14 protein-coding genes and 1 tRNA gene are annotated in these 16,023 nt (G+C 44.5%); 3 read left to right on the forward strand and 12 right to left on the reverse strand.

Features of this window, described 5'->3' with window-relative positions; all coding sequences use genetic code 11:
* Position 1: 1 nt before the first annotated feature.
* The 6 genes from yihA to KQI39_RS12790 all read right to left on the reverse strand — a co-directional run bounded on the left by yihA (position 2) and on the right by KQI39_RS12790 (position 7,063).
* Entirely contained in the window at positions 2 to 613 is a 612-nt protein-coding gene (yihA, locus tag KQI39_RS12765; RefSeq protein ID WP_148444973.1) for a ribosome biogenesis GTP-binding protein YihA/YsxC, read from the reverse strand.
* A 69-nt stretch (positions 614 to 682) separates the two neighbouring features.
* A complete protein-coding gene (gene lon, locus KQI39_RS12770) occupies positions 683 to 2,995 on the reverse strand; it encodes an endopeptidase La (protein WP_216418834.1) in 2,313 nt (770 codons plus the stop codon).
* Between the two features lie 17 nt (positions 2,996 to 3,012).
* The gene (gene clpX, locus KQI39_RS12775; protein WP_148444974.1) at positions 3,013 to 4,326 is read right to left on the reverse strand and encodes an ATP-dependent Clp protease ATP-binding subunit ClpX; all 1,314 of its coding nucleotides are present in this window, start codon (positions 4,324 to 4,326) and stop codon (positions 3,013 to 3,015) included.
* A gap of 111 nt (positions 4,327 to 4,437) precedes the next feature.
* Positions 4,438 to 5,019, reverse strand: coding sequence for an ATP-dependent Clp endopeptidase proteolytic subunit ClpP (gene clpP / locus KQI39_RS12780; RefSeq protein WP_015527365.1), 582 nt, complete (start codon positions 5,017 to 5,019; stop codon positions 4,438 to 4,440).
* Between the two features lie 24 nt (positions 5,020 to 5,043).
* Positions 5,044 to 6,330, reverse strand: coding sequence for a trigger factor (tig, locus tag KQI39_RS12785; RefSeq protein WP_173761813.1), 1,287 nt, complete (start codon positions 6,328 to 6,330; stop codon positions 5,044 to 5,046).
* A gap of 166 nt (positions 6,331 to 6,496) precedes the next feature.
* Positions 6,497 to 7,063 carry a DJ-1 family glyoxalase III gene (locus KQI39_RS12790; protein ID WP_216418852.1) on the reverse strand — a complete coding sequence of 189 codons (567 nt, stop codon included), beginning with the start codon at positions 7,061 to 7,063 and terminating at the stop codon, positions 6,497 to 6,499.
* Between the two features lie 173 nt (positions 7,064 to 7,236).
* Between KQI39_RS12790 and KQI39_RS12795 the strand changes: the two genes are divergently transcribed.
* The 3 genes from KQI39_RS12795 (at position 7,237) to proC (ending at position 8,671) form a co-directional block, all read left to right on the forward strand.
* On the forward strand, positions 7,237 to 7,689 hold the full coding sequence (locus KQI39_RS12795) for a CYTH domain-containing protein (protein ID WP_148444977.1): 453 nt from the start codon (positions 7,237 to 7,239) through the stop codon (positions 7,687 to 7,689).
* 46 nt (positions 7,690 to 7,735) lie between these two features.
* Positions 7,736 to 7,806, forward strand: a tRNA-Gly gene (locus KQI39_RS12800).
* 70 nt (positions 7,807 to 7,876) lie between these two features.
* Positions 7,877 to 8,671 (forward strand): pyrroline-5-carboxylate reductase, encoded by a 795-nt coding sequence (proC, locus tag KQI39_RS12805; protein ID WP_148444978.1) that lies wholly within the window; start codon positions 7,877 to 7,879, stop codon positions 8,669 to 8,671.
* 81 nt (positions 8,672 to 8,752) lie between these two features.
* On the opposite strand, the gene KQI39_RS12810 is transcribed toward proC, so the two are convergent.
* From KQI39_RS12810 to KQI39_RS12835, 6 genes are all read right to left on the reverse strand, one after another.
* Entirely contained in the window at positions 8,753 to 9,775 is a 1,023-nt protein-coding gene (locus KQI39_RS12810; RefSeq protein WP_216418836.1) for a threonine aldolase family protein, read from the reverse strand.
* A gap of 29 nt (positions 9,776 to 9,804) precedes the next feature.
* Positions 9,805 to 10,833 carry a LacI family DNA-binding transcriptional regulator gene (locus tag KQI39_RS12815; protein ID WP_216418839.1) on the reverse strand — a complete coding sequence of 343 codons (1,029 nt, stop codon included), beginning with the start codon at positions 10,831 to 10,833 and terminating at the stop codon, positions 9,805 to 9,807.
* A gap of 103 nt (positions 10,834 to 10,936) precedes the next feature.
* Positions 10,937 to 12,463: a DUF5605 domain-containing protein gene (locus tag KQI39_RS12820; RefSeq protein ID WP_216418842.1), complete on the reverse strand. Its 1,527-nt coding sequence runs from the start codon at positions 12,461 to 12,463 to the stop codon at positions 10,937 to 10,939.
* 42 nt (positions 12,464 to 12,505) lie between these two features.
* On the reverse strand, positions 12,506 to 13,345 hold the full coding sequence (locus KQI39_RS12825; protein ID WP_148444982.1) for a carbohydrate ABC transporter permease: 840 nt from the start codon (positions 13,343 to 13,345) through the stop codon (positions 12,506 to 12,508).
* A gap of 12 nt (positions 13,346 to 13,357) precedes the next feature.
* A complete protein-coding gene (locus KQI39_RS12830; RefSeq protein WP_216418844.1) occupies positions 13,358 to 14,230 on the reverse strand; it encodes a carbohydrate ABC transporter permease in 873 nt (290 codons plus the stop codon).
* 77 nt (positions 14,231 to 14,307) lie between these two features.
* Entirely contained in the window at positions 14,308 to 15,546 is a 1,239-nt protein-coding gene (locus KQI39_RS12835; RefSeq protein ID WP_148444984.1) for an ABC transporter substrate-binding protein, read from the reverse strand.
* Positions 15,547 to 16,023: the final 477 nt, after the last annotated feature.

The raw sequence follows: 16,023 nt of genomic DNA on the forward strand, positions 1-16,023 counted from the left end.
CTTAATCCTCTGTAGCTGCCGGTTCAGCAAGTCCGGTCAACTCGTCGATCAGTGCCCATATCTCGTCTCTTCCCTGCTTGGTCTCCGCAGAAAACGGAAGGATCTTTCCTTCTTTCGGAAGGCCCAGTCCGGTACGGATCTCCTTGAGGCTTTTTGCCACCTGGCTGCGTTTCAGCTTGTCAAGTTTGGTTGCGATGATCACCGGTTCATATCCGTTGTGGCAGATCCAGTCATACATCTGCTTGTCATTGGCAGAAGGTTTGTGGCGGATATCCACCAGAAGAAAAACTGCCCGGAGCTCTTTGGAATTATGAAGATAGCCCTCGATCATTTTTCCCCATTTTTCCTTCTCTGCCGCGGAGACTTTGGCGTAGCCGTAGCCTGGCAGGTCTACGAGATACATTGCTTCATTGATATTGTAAAAATTGATGGTCTGTGTTTTTCCAGGCTGTGCGCTGGTTCTTGCCAGAGCCTTGCGGTTCATCAGACCATTGATCAGGGAGGATTTCCCTACATTTGATTTTCCCGCAAAAGCTACCTCCGGCCTTCCTGTGTCCGGGATCTTGCTTGTGATTCCGCAGACAATATCCAGTGATACGTTTTTGATTACCATTCGTTGTTCCTCCCTTTTCTCGGAAAAGCCCTGTCCTGAAAAACAGGGCAGGGTTTTTTCTGTTTTTGTTTATGCAAAAGCTTCACCAAGAACTTCTTTCATGTTGTCCACAAACTGGATATTCAGCCCCTGGATAATCTCTTTATCCATCTCCTCAATATCCGGACGGTTTTTTTCCGGAACAAGGACTTCTTTTATCTTTGCGTATTTGGCTGCAAGCAGCTTCTCTTTCAGTCCGCCAATTGGAAGCACGCGGCCTCTTAAGGTAATTTCACCGGTCATGGCAAGATCTGCACGCACCGGTTTTTCGATAATTGCGGACATCATGGCAGTTGCCATGGTTATACCTGCAGACGGGCCGTCTTTTGGAACGGCACCTTCCGGGATATGTACATGCATATCATGTTTCTGGAAAAATTCCGGATCGATCTTATACTGATCTGCTACGGAACGGATATAACTGATACCGGCCTGAGCAGATTCTTTCATTACATCGCCCAGCTGTCCGGTGAGAAGCAGTTCTCCTTTTCCAGGCATGATGTTGACCTCAATCTGAAGGGTATCACCGCCTACCTGTGTCCAGGCAAGACCACGTGCGATTCCGATCTCATCTTTCTCATTGGCCATCAGATAGTTGTAGCGTTCTTTTCCAAGGAATTTGGAAATATTTCTGGATGTGACCACAACTTTATCCTTGCCCTCTTCCATAAGGGCACGTGCTGTCTTCCGGCAGATACGTCCGATATTCCGCTCCAGGGAACGGACTCCCGCTTCCTTGGTATAGTTGTTGATCAGCTTGCCGAGAGCTGCCGGCTGGATCACCAGTTTTCCTTCCGGAATCCCATTGATCTCCATCTGTTTCGGAATGAGATGTTCCCTTGCGATATGTTCCTTCTCATTCTCCGTATATCCTGGAATTTCCATCAGTTCCATACGGTCAAGAAGAGGCCTTGGAATCCCCTGTACATCATTGGCTGTTGCGATAAACAGTACCTCGGAAAGATCCTGAGGAATCTCTACATAATGATCGTTAAACTTACTGTTCTGCTCCGGATCAAGGACTTCCAGAAGTGCTGCGGAGGTATCTCCCTTATAGTCACTGCTGGTTTTGTCGATCTCGTCAAGAAGCATCAGCGGATTGCTGACTCCGACTTCTTTCAGTGCTACCGTGATCCTTCCAGGCATGGCGCCCACGTAAGTTTTTCTGTGTCCACGGATTTCCGCCTCATCACGAACACCACCAAGACAGATACGGACGTATTTCTTGTTCATGGCTTCCGCCACAGAACGTGCGATAGAAGTTTTTCCGGTTCCGGGAGGCCCCACCAGACAGAGGATCGGGCTCTTTCCCTTATGGGTCAGTTTCCGAACCGCAAGAAATTCCATGATGCGCTCTTTGACCTCTTTCAGTCCGTAGTGGCCTTCTTCCAGCACCTTCCATGCATTCTCAAGATCCTCGGAATCCTCGGATTTTTTGTTCCACGGAAGTGCGAGAACGGTTTCCAGATAGCCACGCTGCACGGTTGCTTCTGCGGCACTGGCTGCCATTCCTTTAAAACGGCTGATCTCTTTGGATATCTTCTCTTTTACCTCATCGGATGCATCCAGTTCTTTCAGCTGTTTCTTAAACTCCTCGATATCATCTGCGGTATTGTCCTCACCCAGCTCTTCACGGATGGTTTTGAGCTGTTCACGGAGGATATACTCTCTCTGGTTCTTATCAATATGAGATTTCACTTTGCGCTGGAGATCTTTGGTGATATGGATCACTTCGATCTCTCTGCCAAGAAGTGCACCCAGGATTTCATAACGGTCATTCAGCGACACTGCTTCCAGAAGTTTCTGCTTGTTCTGATAGGACATCGGAAGATTCACCGCGATCTGATCGATAGTCTCCTTAACATCCTCGATCATCATAATCTGTGTTACCAAATCCTTGCTTACTTTTCCGCTTTCTCTGCAATATCTCTGGAAAAGTTCCCGGATGCTGCGAAGCATGGCGTCCTTGACCGGCTCCGGATAATCCTCTTCCTGTGCGGTAACGATCTCACATTCCGCTTTCAGGTAGGGTTCTTCCTGCTCAAGACTCAGGACTTCCGCCCGGTCCAGTCCCTCTACCAGAACCCGGTAAAGATCCTGCGGAAGTTTCACTACCTGCTTAATATAGGCAACGGTACCTACCTGATACAGATCGGTAAGTCCCGGTGTTTCCACCTCAGGATCTTTCTGTGTCAGCAGAAAAACCTTCTGGTCATGAAGCATGGCTGCTTCCACGGCACGGATGGATTTCTCTCTGCTCACATCAAAATGTACGATCATCTCCGGAAGGACCGTAGTCCCCCTGAGAGCGATCATTGGCAATATATTGACCTGATTTGTCATGAATGTCATTCCCTTCATCAAGCTGTTTCCGGCTTGCCTTTCTTTCTCGAACGGGATGTTTTGTGTCCTGCTTTCTTGGCAGGAGTTTTGGCCTCCCCGTGGATGATCTCCGGCTCTCCGGTTCCCTCCACTGCCTCTTTTGTGACGATACATTTGCGGATGGTATCGTCAGAAGGTGTCTTGTACATCAGATCCATCAGGGTATGCTCCATGATGGCACGAAGTCCTCTGGCACCTGTTTTTCTCTCAAGAGATTTCCGGGCAACTGTCTCAAGTGCCTCATCCTGGAACTCAAGCTCCACACCGTCCAGCTCAAAAAGCTTATCATACTGCTTGGTAAGGGAATTCTTAGGCTCTTTTAAGATGCGGATCAGTGCCTCTTCATCCAGAGAATCCAGTGTCACAACAACCGGAACTCGTCCGATAAACTCCGGAATCAGACCAAATTTGATAAAGTCTTCCGGCATAACTTCCTTCAGAACTTCTCCTACATTGCGGTCTTCCTTCTCGGAAACCTCTGCTCCGAAGCCGATGGATTTGGTATCCTGTCTGGCCTCAATGATCTTCTCCAATCCGTCAAAAGCACCGCCGCAGATGAACAGAATATTGGTAGTATCAATCTGGAGAAACTCCTGGTGTGGATGTTTTCTTCCGCCCTGTGGAGGCACACTTGCAACAGTTCCTTCCAGAATTTTCAGAAGTGCCTGCTGTACGCCCTCACCGGACACATCTCTGGTAATGGATGTATTCTCGGATTTTCTTGTGATCTTGTCGATCTCATCAATATAAATGATTCCGTACTGTGCACGTTCAATATCATAATCTGCCGCCTGAATAATCTTCAGAAGAATATTCTCAACATCCTCGCCAACATAGCCTGCCTCTGTGAGAGTAGTGGCATCTGCGATGGCAAAAGGAACATTCAGAAGTCTTGCCAGTGTCTGTGCAAGAAGCGTCTTACCGGAACCTGTCGGACCAAGCATCAGAATATTACTCTTCTGCAGCTCCACATCCAGATTTTTGGAAGCAAGAATTCTCTTGTAATGATTGTAAACAGCTACAGAAAGTGCCTTCTTGGCATCATCCTGGCCGATGACATATTCGTCCAGAATGCTGTGAATCTCTTCCGGTTTCAGAAGGTTGATCCCTGTTTCGTAATCTGCTTCATGGTCATACATATTAAATTCTTCTTCCATGATCTCGGAACAGATACCGATACATTCATCACAAATATATGCCCCATCCGGACCTGCGATCAGTTTTCGTACCTGATCCTGGGTCTTATGGCAAAAGGAGCATCTTACCTTTCCTTCTCTTACTTTATCTGCCATATCTTTTTGTTTCCTTTCTAAACGTAAATGTCCGTCTCTCGCAGACATTTAAAATTCCTTTTTAAAGCAAGATAAGACTCCTGTGTCTTTACAGGAGTCTTTTCTTACGCATTATTTGTGGATGACAACACCATCGATCAGGCCATATGCCTTCGCTTCTTCCGCGGTCATATAATTATCACGGTCAGTATCCTTCTCCACAATCTCAAGAGGCTGTCCGGTATTCGCAGAAAGAATCTCGTTCAGCTTCTTTTTGGTTTTTGCGATCTGGTCAGCTACGATCTGGATCTCTGTAGCCTGCCCCTGTGCACCGCCTGACGGCTGGTGAATCATGATCGTTGAATTCGGCAGTGCGTATCTCTTGCCTTTGGCACCGGAGGACAGGAGAAAAGCTCCCATGCTGGCTGCCATTCCAAGGCAGATAGTAGATACATCGCACTTGATATACTGCATTGTATCGTAGATTGCCATTCCGGCAGTTACAGAACCGCCCGGGCTGTTAATATAAAGCTGAATATCCTTGGAAGGATCTTCCGCTTCCAGGAAGAGAAGCTGTGCAACGATCAGGTTCGCGCTGACATCGTTTACCTCTTCTCCAAGGAAAATGATTCGGTCCTTAAGAAGTCTTGAATAGATATCGTAACTTCTTTCTCCTCTGCTGGTCTGCTCAATGACGTAAGGTACTAAACTCATTTTGCCCTCCATTTCCGAGGTTTATTACGCCTCTACAGCTGCATCGGCAACTAATGTAACAGCTTTCTGAACAGCCATATCTTTCTTCATCTGCTCCATCTCGTTCTCACCGATGAGTTCTTTTAATTTGTCTGCTTCCATCTTGTACATCTCTGCCATCTTGGAGATCTCTTCGTTAACCTCTTCCTCTGTTGGCTGGATGTTCTCTACCTCAGCGATCTTCTCAAGAACAAGTCTTGTCTGGATTCTCTTAAGAGCCTGCGGCTTCATGTCTTCCATCATCTTGTCAACGCTCTGGCCTGTGAACTGGAAGTACTGCTCCATGGAAAGACCCTGGGACTGCATTCTTCTTGCGAAGTCGTCAAGCATCTGACGTGTCTGTGTCTCGATCATTGCCTCCGGAATATCCATCTGGGCATTCTCGATTACTTTATCTACTGCTGCGTCCTCTTTAGCACGGCGAGCATCTTCTGCTTTCTTCTCTGTCAGGTTCTTCTTAACGTCTTCTTTGTACTCAGCAAGTGTATCAAACTCAGATACATCTTTAGCGAAATCATCGTCAAGCTCCGGAAGCTCTTTTGCTTCGATCTTCTTAACGTCGCACTGGAATACAGCTTCTTTACCAGCGAGCTCTTTTGCCTGATACTCTTCTGGGAATGTTACTTTAACTTCTACGTGATCACCTGTGTTGGCACCAACAAGCTGCTCCTCGAATCCCGGGATGAATGTGTTGGAACCAAGTGTCAGCGGATAGTCTGTTCCTTTACCGCCCTCAAATGCCTCTCCGTCTACGAAGCCCTCGAAATCGATAGTTGCTGTGTCGCCGTTCTCAGCTGCACGATCCTCAACTGTGATTGTTCTGGAGTTCTTCTCCTGCTCTTTCTTAAGCTCTGCCTCAACTTCCTCGTCTGTTACTTCTGTCTCAGACTTCGGAACCTCAAGTCCTTTATAGTCGCCAAGAGTTACCTCTGGTTTGGTAGCTACTTCTGCTGTAAAGATAAATGGTTTGCCAGGCTCAACCTGTGTTACATCGATCTTAGGCTGGGAAACGATCTCAAGATCACACTCAGCAAGTGCTTTGCTGTAATGCTCAGGAATCAGAGCGTTAGCAGCATCCTCAAGGAATACTCCCTTGCCGTACATCTGCTCGATCATTTTTCTAGGAGCTTTTCCTTTACGGAATCCCGGAATGGAAATTCTGCCTTTCGCTTTCTGATATGCATTCTGCATTGCTTTGTCAAGATCCTCGGCGGAAACCTCGATTGTAAGTTTCGCCATGTTTTTCTCCATTTTTTCCACCTGTAAACTCATGTTTCTTGTTCCTCCTTAATTATATCGAGTAAATACCTTATATAAATAGTTAACACTCGCATTTTATATATTTACAGTCATTTCTGTAGTATAGCATAATCCCTGTAAAAACGCCAGTATTTTTTTCATCATACATCGCTCTTATCAGGCTGTAAATTCCCTGTTTTTAATAAAAAATCTCCGTTGAATATACCACAGACTCTGCGATTTCCTCTGCTTTCGCTCTTCCTTCCAGCTGGCGGATCAGAGAAAGGCTGAAATCAATAGCAGTTCCAAGGCCTCTGCTGGTGGTTACATTTCCATCTACCACAACCGGTTCCAGGGATGTTTTTGCGCTTGTAAGCTGCTCCATCACAGATGGATAGGAAGTAGCATTTCTGCCCTTCAGGAAGCCAAGTCTCTCGAATACTCCCGGTGCGGCACAGATAGCAGCCACTTTTCCGCCTTTCTGATAAAAACCGGTGAGAAGATCTGTCAGCGGTTTGTATTCCTCGAGATATTTTGTTCCAGGCATTCCTCCCGGGATTACCAGCATGTCCGCATCAGAGAAATCACATTCTTCGAATGTACAGTCTGTAAGGAGGTGGATTCCATGGGAAGTTTTAATCTCTTTTGTCTCTTTAATAGACACTGTCTGAATATCAATTCCGGCTCTCCGCATCAGATCTACCACTGTCAGTCCTTCGATATCTTCAAAACCATCTGCGAAAAAAATATATACTTTGCTCATAATGTTTTCCGTCCTTTCTTTTTATATTATTCCGGTACTGTCCGGAGGTTTTTTCACTCCCTTTCATAATGCTTTTTTCTATAAAAAATGTCAAGAAAATTTGCAGAGTAAGTCCGTTGCAAATTATATTTTTTTCATGTAAACTGAGGGCAGTATATTTGCAGGAGGAATCGGTTATGGAAATTGAACGTAAATTTCTTATTGAAAAAGAAAATCTGCCGGAAAACCTGGCTTCTTATCCCTGTCATCGAATCGAGCAGGGTTATCTCTGTACCTCGCCGGTAGTCCGCATCCGCAGACAGGACGATGACTATTTTCTCACTTATAAATCCAAAGGACTGATGGCACGCGAGGAGTACAATCTTCCACTCACAGCAGAGGCCTATGAACACCTGAAGCCCAAGGCAGACGGAATCCTCATCACAAAAGACCGTTATGTAATCCCGGAAAAAGACGGGCTTTTTATTGAACTGGATGTGTTCCACGGAAAATATGAGGGCGTTCTTCTGGCTGAAGTAGAATTTCCCACAGAGGACGCAGCCAACGCCTACACTGCACCGGACTGGTTCGGAGAAGATGTAACCTATTCTACAAAATATCATAACAGCACCATGAGCCAGGGCTGGTAAATCACACTTGTATTTCTTATTTCCAGTGCTATAATTAGTGATGCAGGCAGATATAGTTCATTGGTAGAACATCAGCTTCCCAAGCTGAGGAGGCGGGTTCGATTCCCGTTATCTGCTTTCATTGCCAAAGAGGGCACGCGAGTCAGGCGTGTCTTTTTTTATAAATGATTTTAAGGAGGATTTTATTATGAAGATTGGATTTATCGGATGCGGAAATATGGGTTCTGCCATGATCGGCGGCATTCTCCGCCAGGGAATTTTTTCCAAAGAGGAGATCATCGTTTCCAACCTTACCCCAGAGGGAAAAGCCCGCAGTGAAAAAAATCTCGGCGTTGTGACCACTCTGGATAACAACGAAGTAGTCAGATCCGCAAAAACTGTCGTTCTTGCCGTAAAGCCTCAGTTTTATGAGGAAGTTCTGAGTGAAGTCCACGACAGCCTCACCAAAGATCACACCATCATCGGCATCGCCCCTGGCAAGACCCTTGCATGGCTGGAAGAAAAAGCTGGTCTGCCTCTGAAAGTTGTCCGTTTTATGCCTAACACTCCTGCACAGGTTGGCGAAGGCATGACTGCCGTATGTGCCAACGAAAGAGTTTCTCAGGACGAACTGGCTGAAATCCTTAAGATCACAGACAGCTTCGGCTGTACCGAAGTAATCCCGGAACGTCTGATGGATGCCGCAGGCGCTGTAGGCGGCTGTGCACCGGCTTATGTGTTTATGTTTATCGAAGCTATGGCAGATGCCGCTGTAAGCCAGGGAATGCCCCGTAAACAGGCTTACAAATTCGCTTCCCAGACCGTACTTGGCAGTGCGAAGATGGTTCTGGAAACCGGCAGACATCCGGGAGACCTGAAAGACATGGTCTGCTCCCCTGCCGGAACTACCATTGAGGGTGTACGTACCCTGGAAAAAAACGGTTTCCGCAGCGCTGTATTCGAAGCGCTTACTGCTGCCGCTGAAAAAGGCAAGAAATTATAAAGAATTTTTTCAACAAAAAAACTCCCCTGGTGAACCTGTAAAAAACAGGGTCCCAGGGGAGTTTCCATATAGTTTTTTTATTTACAGCAGCTCAATCAATGCGTCAATGTCTTCCATCTTCGTTCCCCAGCTTGTGGCAAAACGGATTACGGTATGATCTTCATCATATTTCTCCCAGAAATCAAACTGAACTTCTTTACCCAGTTCTTCTTTCTTCTTATTTTCCAGAACTACAAACTGCTGGTTTGTAGGAGAATCCAGATATAACTGATAGCCTTTTTCCTGAAGGGCTTTTTTCAGTTTCATAGCCGTTTCAATGGCATTTTTGCTGATCTTTGTATACAGATCATCGGTAAACAGCGTATCAAACTGAATTCCCAGAAGACGACCTTTTGCCAGAAGGGCTCCCTGCTGTTTCACCATGGTCATAAAATGTTTCGGAGCTTTTTTTGTAAAGACAACTGCCTCACCACAGAGTGCTCCTACCTTGGTTCCGCCGATATAAAATACATCGGTGTATCCGGCGATATCTTCCAGTGTCACATCGGTTTCCGGGCTTGCCAGACCATAGCCAAGTCTTGCTCCGTCCAGAAACAGCGGAAGATTGTATTTATGGCATACTTCTGAAATTTCTTCCAGTTCTTTCTTCGTATAAAGAGTTCCGTACTCTGTGGGATGGGAAATATAAACCATTCCCGGAAATACCATATGATCGTGGCTTTCATCCCCGTAAAAGGTTTCCACATAGTCTGTGATGCTTTCTGCTTTGATCTTCCCGTTTTCTGCCGGAAGTGTCAGTACCTTATGTCCTGTATATTCAATAGCTCCTGCCTCATGACAGCTTACATGTCCTGTCTGTGCAGCAAGAACTCCCTCATATCGGTTCAGTACAGAACCGATAATCGTCGCATTGGTCTGCGTTCCTCCCACCAGGAAAAACACTTCCGCATCCGGGCAGCCACAGGCTTTACGGATTTTCTCTTTTGCAGAGTCGCAGTACTTATCTGTACCGTATCCGGAAAGTTTCTCCATGTTTGTCTCCACAAGTTTCTGAAGTACTGCCGGATGTGCTCCTTCGCAGTAATCGTTTACGAAAAATAACATTTTATTTTCTCCTCATCTGTATTTCCATTTTATTTGACCGTCTGTCCCGGAATGATCTTACAGGTAGAAAACGATTTGAATTTACAGGAAATCGCTCCCTTCATCTCCTGTTCCAGGAAAAGCATGGCCACATGCGCACGTTCCAGATGCTCCATCCGAAGTGTGGTAAGAAGGATATCTCCGGTAAGATAATCCGGGATCTCATCCACACCCAGAAGAGAAATGTCTTCCGGAACCGAAATCTTCTTCTGCCGTAACGCACGCATCACTCCAATGGAAATTTGATAATTTTCCATGATAAAAGCATCCGGCAGTTCATGAGTATCCAGATATTTCAGTGTTGCCTCACATACCTCACTGGTAGTTTCTCCCAACTGGTAAATAGATTCTTTCTCCAGCGGCAGGCCATTCTTCCGAAGTCCTGCACGGAATCCTGCACGCCTCTGCTGGAAATTAAAGATATTCTGGGTATTGGCCATATATTTGATATTCCGGCATCCTCTGGAAACCAGATAATCTACACAATCCCGGATTCCCTCCACACCACCGAAGGTAACGCAATGATATTCATTTCCAAGATCATTATCATAGATCACCATTGGCTTTTGGATTGCCCGAAATGGTGGAAACTGATCCGGCTGCATCTCCGTTGCATACAAGATCACACCTGCCACATTTTCCTCATTGGCCTCACGCACTACGCGCTCCACGTCTTCTTTTTTTGTGGAAGAAGCATAAGTCACACTGATGATACAGCCCATTCTTCTGGCTTCCTGTTCGAATATCGTCAGACTGTCCGGGCATACATCCAATTCAAAATCCTTGAGGAATCTGAGAGCATTATCAATAAACAATACCTTGATGATATTTTTATTTTCTAATTCCTGCTTGTTTTTTTCTTCTTTTTGTCGTTCTGCTTCTCCTGTAACTTCTTCTATATAATCAAAAACCTTCCGCCGGGTTTTTTCACTGACTCCCGGTTTATTATTTAAAACCAGGGATACGGTTGCCTTGGAAAGATTAAGATTTCTTGCTATATCTGCTGCTTTGATTTTCATTCCGTTCCCTCTTAAATTTAACATCTTCTCCTTGATTTTAAACACTTTTCATCACCCTGTCAACACAAAGCAGGGAGCCGCCTCTCCGGCAGCTCCCCTTAAATCACTTAACCTCGCGCACGCGCACAGCCATATATTCTCTTCCTGGCAGGTCGATCCGGAACTTGCCTTTAAAGGTTCCTTTTTTCTCAATCGTCATGTTCCAGGTATCAATTACTTCTACTTCAAATTCTGTCTCATCATCAATGTGATACTCACGGAATGACGGACGCATGAAGCTGTAATAGAAAATATAATATTTGATATTCTGAAGACTGTTATCTACAGTTGCGCCAACCTCATCCCACTGATTTTCCAAAGGACGAAGGCCAGGTGCCGGAGTTTCTTCCATAATCTTCTGGAGGAATTTAAATCTCTCAGGGCTTTCTCCATGAAGTTTGCCACCATGAGACCACCAGAGAACTCCCTCATCGTTCATATAAGTCTCGCCGTGTCCCGGGTATGCTCCTCGGCAGAATGCTTCCCAGAAACGTCTGGTCATTTCTTTTCCGCTGATGTTTCCCCAGCCATGCTGGATATTTCCCTCATATGCAATTTCATCCAGAACTACCGGTTTTTTGTAACGGATACGCCACTCATTTACCATTTCGGCGGATTTGTAAAGATCCTGTCTCTGAATGCTGCAGTGTGTAATCCATGGTCTTGTATAATCATAGAAGCTCTTGCAGTTATGAATAGAACGAAGATGGTTGTATACATCCTTCTCCTGGATGATGGATGCGTAACGCTCCCAGTCCTCTGTTGTCTTTTTCGGGAAAAGATCGTACTCATTGGCAAGTGACCACCATACGTTTCTGTATGCACTGACTCTGGCAATGAGATATTTCCAGTAAAGATCATCACACTCTGCACTCATCTCGCTGAATCCCCAGCGGTCATATGGATGCATTACAATAATATCTGCCTGGATTCCAAGATCCATCAGTTTTTTTACACAGTCATCAATGTGCTGGAAATGTTTTACATTGAATCTCTTGTAATCGAAGTTATTGCCTTCTGCACAGCCAACATATTCCTGGAAATTCTCAGATGTCAGTACAGAACTGTCCATCGGAGTTCCTTCATATGGATAGCTGATCGGCTCGTTTAGGTTATAGTCATAGTGTTTCGGGAATACGCAGAAACGGATCTTATTGAATGCACTGTCTGCCAGTGTCTCCAGTGTCTGTTTCTGAAGTTCCTCGCTCTGAAGCTCCCATACATAGCAGGTTGTTCCGATAGAATAATATGGTTTTCCATCTTCATATGCCATGTGATAAGTGTAGGATACACGAACCGGACCGTGGTTACCCTCTGTTGCCGGTGTTACATGGAATGCACCTGTATACACCTCATCTGAAAAGCTTCCCTTGATCTCAAATGTATAATCACCTTCAAAAGATGGCATGAAACGTACGCGATAGATTCCGTCTCCATCATAGAAACCATCTACTGTTTTTGTCTCTTCTTTGCCTTTAAAAGTTCCCTGGATGGCATAATCGGTAAACGGATTGCCCTCATGTTTACCTGGCATCTCTGCTTCAAAAGTTCCCCACTTTTCCACAGATTCTGTATATTTACATGTGCTCATAATTCGTCCTCTTTCTTTCTGTAATCAAGCCGTCTGCCCGTATCAGGATTTAACTGCTCCGGCCATACCTTCTACAAAGTATCTCTGGAAGATCAGGTATACAATCATAACCGGGATAACGGAAACAAGTACACCTGCACACAGATAACCATAATCAGTTCCGTGCTCACCAACGAATGTCATGATACCAACCGGTACTGTCTTCATTGTGTTATCATTGATAATAACGCTGGCCAGAAGGTACTCATTCCATGTGGAAAGGAAGTCTGTGATAAACAGTGTTGCAATCGCCGGTTTTGCGATTGGAAGGATAATCTTGTAAAAGAGCTGCCATTTGTTACATCCGTCAATACATGCAGCTTCATCGATATCTTTCGGAATTCCTAGCATGAAACCTCGCATGATCAGGATACAGTAGGAAATACCAAATCCGATATAAACATAGAATAATCCGAAATATGTATTCAGAAGATTCAGTTTGCTGTAGATAATGTTGATTGGTACCAGTGCTGTCTGCATTGGAAGCATCATACCAATAAGGAAGAATACGAAAATTCCTACACGATGTTTGATGTTCAGTCGTGTCAGTGCGAAAGAAGCCATCGCTCCTACGAAGATACCAAGCGGTACTTTCAGGCAGGAGATGATCAGGTCATTTTTCATATAGTTAAAAAGATTTCCTTTTGTGATAGCATTTGTAAAGTTGTCCCACGCAATTTCTGCCGGAAGCTGGAACAGACTTAAGCCGCTCATGAAATCTTTTTTATGTTTCAGTGCTGTTGCAACAAGTGTAAAGATCGGTACAATCCAGATCAGCGCCAGAATGATCAGAAGCACATACAGCAGTACTTTTTTTGTAATTTTTTTACTTTTTCCGTCCATTGTCTGCACCTCCTACTTTTCTTTTGCTGTAAAGGAAATATATGGAATGATTACCACAAGCATCATAACTACCATGACACATGCAACTGCGGTTCCCATACCTACATTATTATACTGGAATGTCTGAGAATACATATAAGTTGCCAGAACCTGTGTGGAGTTGTTCGGACCACCGCCGGTAAGACCCTGTACAATATCGTAAACTTTCATAGCTGCTACGATCAGAGTTGCAAGAACCATAACGAATGTTTCTTTCATAAGCGGTACAGTAACGCTGAAGAATTTACGGATCGGGCCTGCGCCATCAATGGTAGCTGCCTCGAGAACGTCCGGAGATACTGCCTGAAGACCTGCCAGGAAAAGAATCATCGGCTGGCCGATTCCCTGCCACAGTGCTGCCGCAAAAATTGCATACAGACTGACCTTCGGATCAGAAATCCATGTCTGTTTGAAATTGATTCCAAGTACTTTGAAAAACTGATTGATAAATCCAATATTCGGATTGTAGATCCATCTCCAGATGATCGCTACTGCGATAGGTGCGATGACACACGGGAAATAAAAGAATGCGCGGAATACGGTACGTCCGCGGAACTGTTTATTAAGAATTACCGCAAAACCAAGGGAAACTGTCATCAGAAGTACAATTGTAAGTACGATCCAGATCAGGTTATTCTTTAACGCAATCATGAATGTTGCATCGTTTGTAAACAGATTAATATAGTTTGCCAGACCTACAAATTCCTTTTCCGCAACACCGTTCCATTTAAACAGACTGATAAACAGTGAGTAAAATACCGGTATTACAATAACGGAAAGGTAGATCACTGCTGCCGGTATCAGAAACGCATATGCGCCGAAATCAACTTTGCTTTTTTTCTTCATTCCGGATTACCTCCACTTTTACTGAAAAAGCGGCCAAAGCCTGCGCTCTAGCCGCTCCGTTATGCTTTTATACTTAATTATTTAGCCTGATATTCCTCAATTGCTTTCTGGATATTAGATGCTGCTTCCTCTGGTGTCATCTCATCGTTAGCAACTGCATCCTGTGCATTGAAGAGAACGTCTGCAACCTCTGTCGGGAATGCCTGGTCAGTGATTGTAAATGTTCCGTTTGTATTGGATGTCTCAAGCATACCGTCTACGTTAACCTGATCTGCAGGAGCTTTTTTGCCCTGTTTTGGAAGTGGTAAGTTGTAATACTCGCCGTACTGGTCAACGCTGTCATCACTGTAGTAGTAATCCATGAACTTCACGCATGCATCCAGTTCCTCATCGGAAAGGTTCTTGTTGAACTGTGTCATCTCTGCGAAAGCAGACATACGGTTGCTGTCACCGGACGGGAATGCAAATACGCCATAGTCGTTCGGATCAAGGTCATTCTGGATCATAGTTCCGTCATACCACTGTCCCTGAAGATCCATTGCACATTCTCCTGTGCCCATTGCCATGATGGTATCGTTCGGGTCAAGTGTAAGGAAACCATCTGGGAAGTATCCTGCGTCAACCCACTCTTTATATTTTGTGAATGCCTGTACAACTGCTTCACAATCCCAGCTCTCTTCGAATGTGTTCAGCTTGTCATGAAGCTCAGAACCTGCATAGTGCTCAACAAGAAGCTCAAGCCATCTCATTACATGCCATCCATTAAGACCTGCTGTATCCATTGGTGTGTATCCGTTGTCTTTCAGAGTCTTAAGAGCTGCCTCGAATTCATCGAATGTAGTCGGAACTTCGATTCCGCAATCATCAAAGATCTGTTTGCTGTAGTAAACACCAAGTGCATTGTAGCTTGTCGGATATCCGGAAAGCTTGTTATCGAATGTACAGAGGTTTAAAGCAGCTTCTGTAAACTCATCGCTCCATCCGTTATCTTTTGCATACTGTGTAAGATCATATGTTTTGTCATTATCTACATAGAAGCTTCCAAGGCTGCCGCCCCAGTTAAACCACATACTTGGAAGTGTATCGGAAGAAGCTGCAACTTTGCAGGCATCCTTGATTCCGTCTGTGTCATAGAAAGATGCTGTTACTTTAATATCCGGGTTTGCCTCGTTGAATGCCTCTACGATCGGCTCAACTGCGTTCTGTCTTGTGTTCAGTGTCCAGAAAGAAACTTCTGTTGCTGCGCTTACGGAAGAAGCCATTCCGAATACCATTGTTCCTGCAAGTACTGCTGCCATTACTTTTTTAAAATTCATATCATGTCCTCCTTTAAACTTTTCATGAATTTGTTTAGTAGTTTGTTTGGTACGTCTCGTTTTTCGTTAAATCAAAGATAGCACATTGTTTAGTTGTTTTCAACTGCTTTTTACTATTTCTACATTTATCATAATTTTATATAGCGTTTTTTGTTTATTTTTCACCATAAACTTGTTGTGATATATTTAGTTTCATATAAACTTTTTGAATTTTTTTGCAAAAATTACGCATCTACAGTGTTTAGTAAATGTTTTTATCCATCCATGAAGTGCTCTTTTTTGCTCTTTTTCCCTAACATTTTTAGACATTTTATAACATTCTTTGACATGGATTTTTTCTCACGCTCTATTTTATGTACTATAAATGAGCAAATTTAAAAAATTGCACAAAACTACACTGCGAATTTCATAAATGAATCAAAATCATTGCTTTCCTTTGCGCATTGAAAAAGATAACGATACTTTTCCAGCTGAATG

The organism is Blautia sp. MSJ-36, from assembly GCF_018917985.1.
GTDB lineage: Bacteria > Bacillota > Clostridia > Lachnospirales > Lachnospiraceae > Blautia_A.

What these genes read in the sequence shown, in the direction of transcription:
- tig (WP_173761813.1), bottom strand. Translation starts at nt 6,330, where the DNA reads ATGAGTTTACAGGTGGAAAAAATGGAGAAAAACATGGCGAAACTTACA.
- clpX (WP_148444974.1), bottom strand. Translation starts at nt 4,326, where the DNA reads ATGGCAGATAAAGTAAGAGAAGGAAAGGTAAGATGCTCCTTTTGCCAT.
- KQI39_RS12825 (WP_148444982.1), bottom strand. Translation starts at nt 13,345, where the DNA reads ATGGACGGAAAAAGTAAAAAAATTACAAAAAAAGTACTGCTGTATGTG.
- yihA (WP_148444973.1), bottom strand. Translation starts at nt 613, where the DNA reads ATGGTAATCAAAAACGTATCACTGGATATTGTCTGCGGAATCACAAGC.
- KQI39_RS12830 (WP_216418844.1), bottom strand. Translation starts at nt 14,230, where the DNA reads ATGAAGAAAAAAAGCAAAGTTGATTTCGGCGCATATGCGTTTCTGATA.
- KQI39_RS12815 (WP_216418839.1), bottom strand. Translation starts at nt 10,833, where the DNA reads ATGAAAATCAAAGCAGCAGATATAGCAAGAAATCTTAATCTTTCCAAG.
- KQI39_RS12795 (WP_148444977.1), top strand. Translation starts at nt 7,237, where the DNA reads ATGGAAATTGAACGTAAATTTCTTATTGAAAAAGAAAATCTGCCGGAA.
- KQI39_RS12835 (WP_148444984.1), bottom strand. Translation starts at nt 15,546, where the DNA reads ATGAATTTTAAAAAAGTAATGGCAGCAGTACTTGCAGGAACAATGGTA.
- proC (WP_148444978.1), top strand. Translation starts at nt 7,877, where the DNA reads ATGAAGATTGGATTTATCGGATGCGGAAATATGGGTTCTGCCATGATC.
- lon (WP_216418834.1), bottom strand. Translation starts at nt 2,995, where the DNA reads ATGACAAATCAGGTCAATATATTGCCAATGATCGCTCTCAGGGGGACT.
- KQI39_RS12820 (WP_216418842.1), bottom strand. Translation starts at nt 12,463, where the DNA reads ATGAGCACATGTAAATATACAGAATCTGTGGAAAAGTGGGGAACTTTT.
- KQI39_RS12810 (WP_216418836.1), bottom strand. Translation starts at nt 9,775, where the DNA reads ATGTTATTTTTCGTAAACGATTACTGCGAAGGAGCACATCCGGCAGTA.
- clpP (WP_015527365.1), bottom strand. Translation starts at nt 5,019, where the DNA reads ATGAGTTTAGTACCTTACGTCATTGAGCAGACCAGCAGAGGAGAAAGA.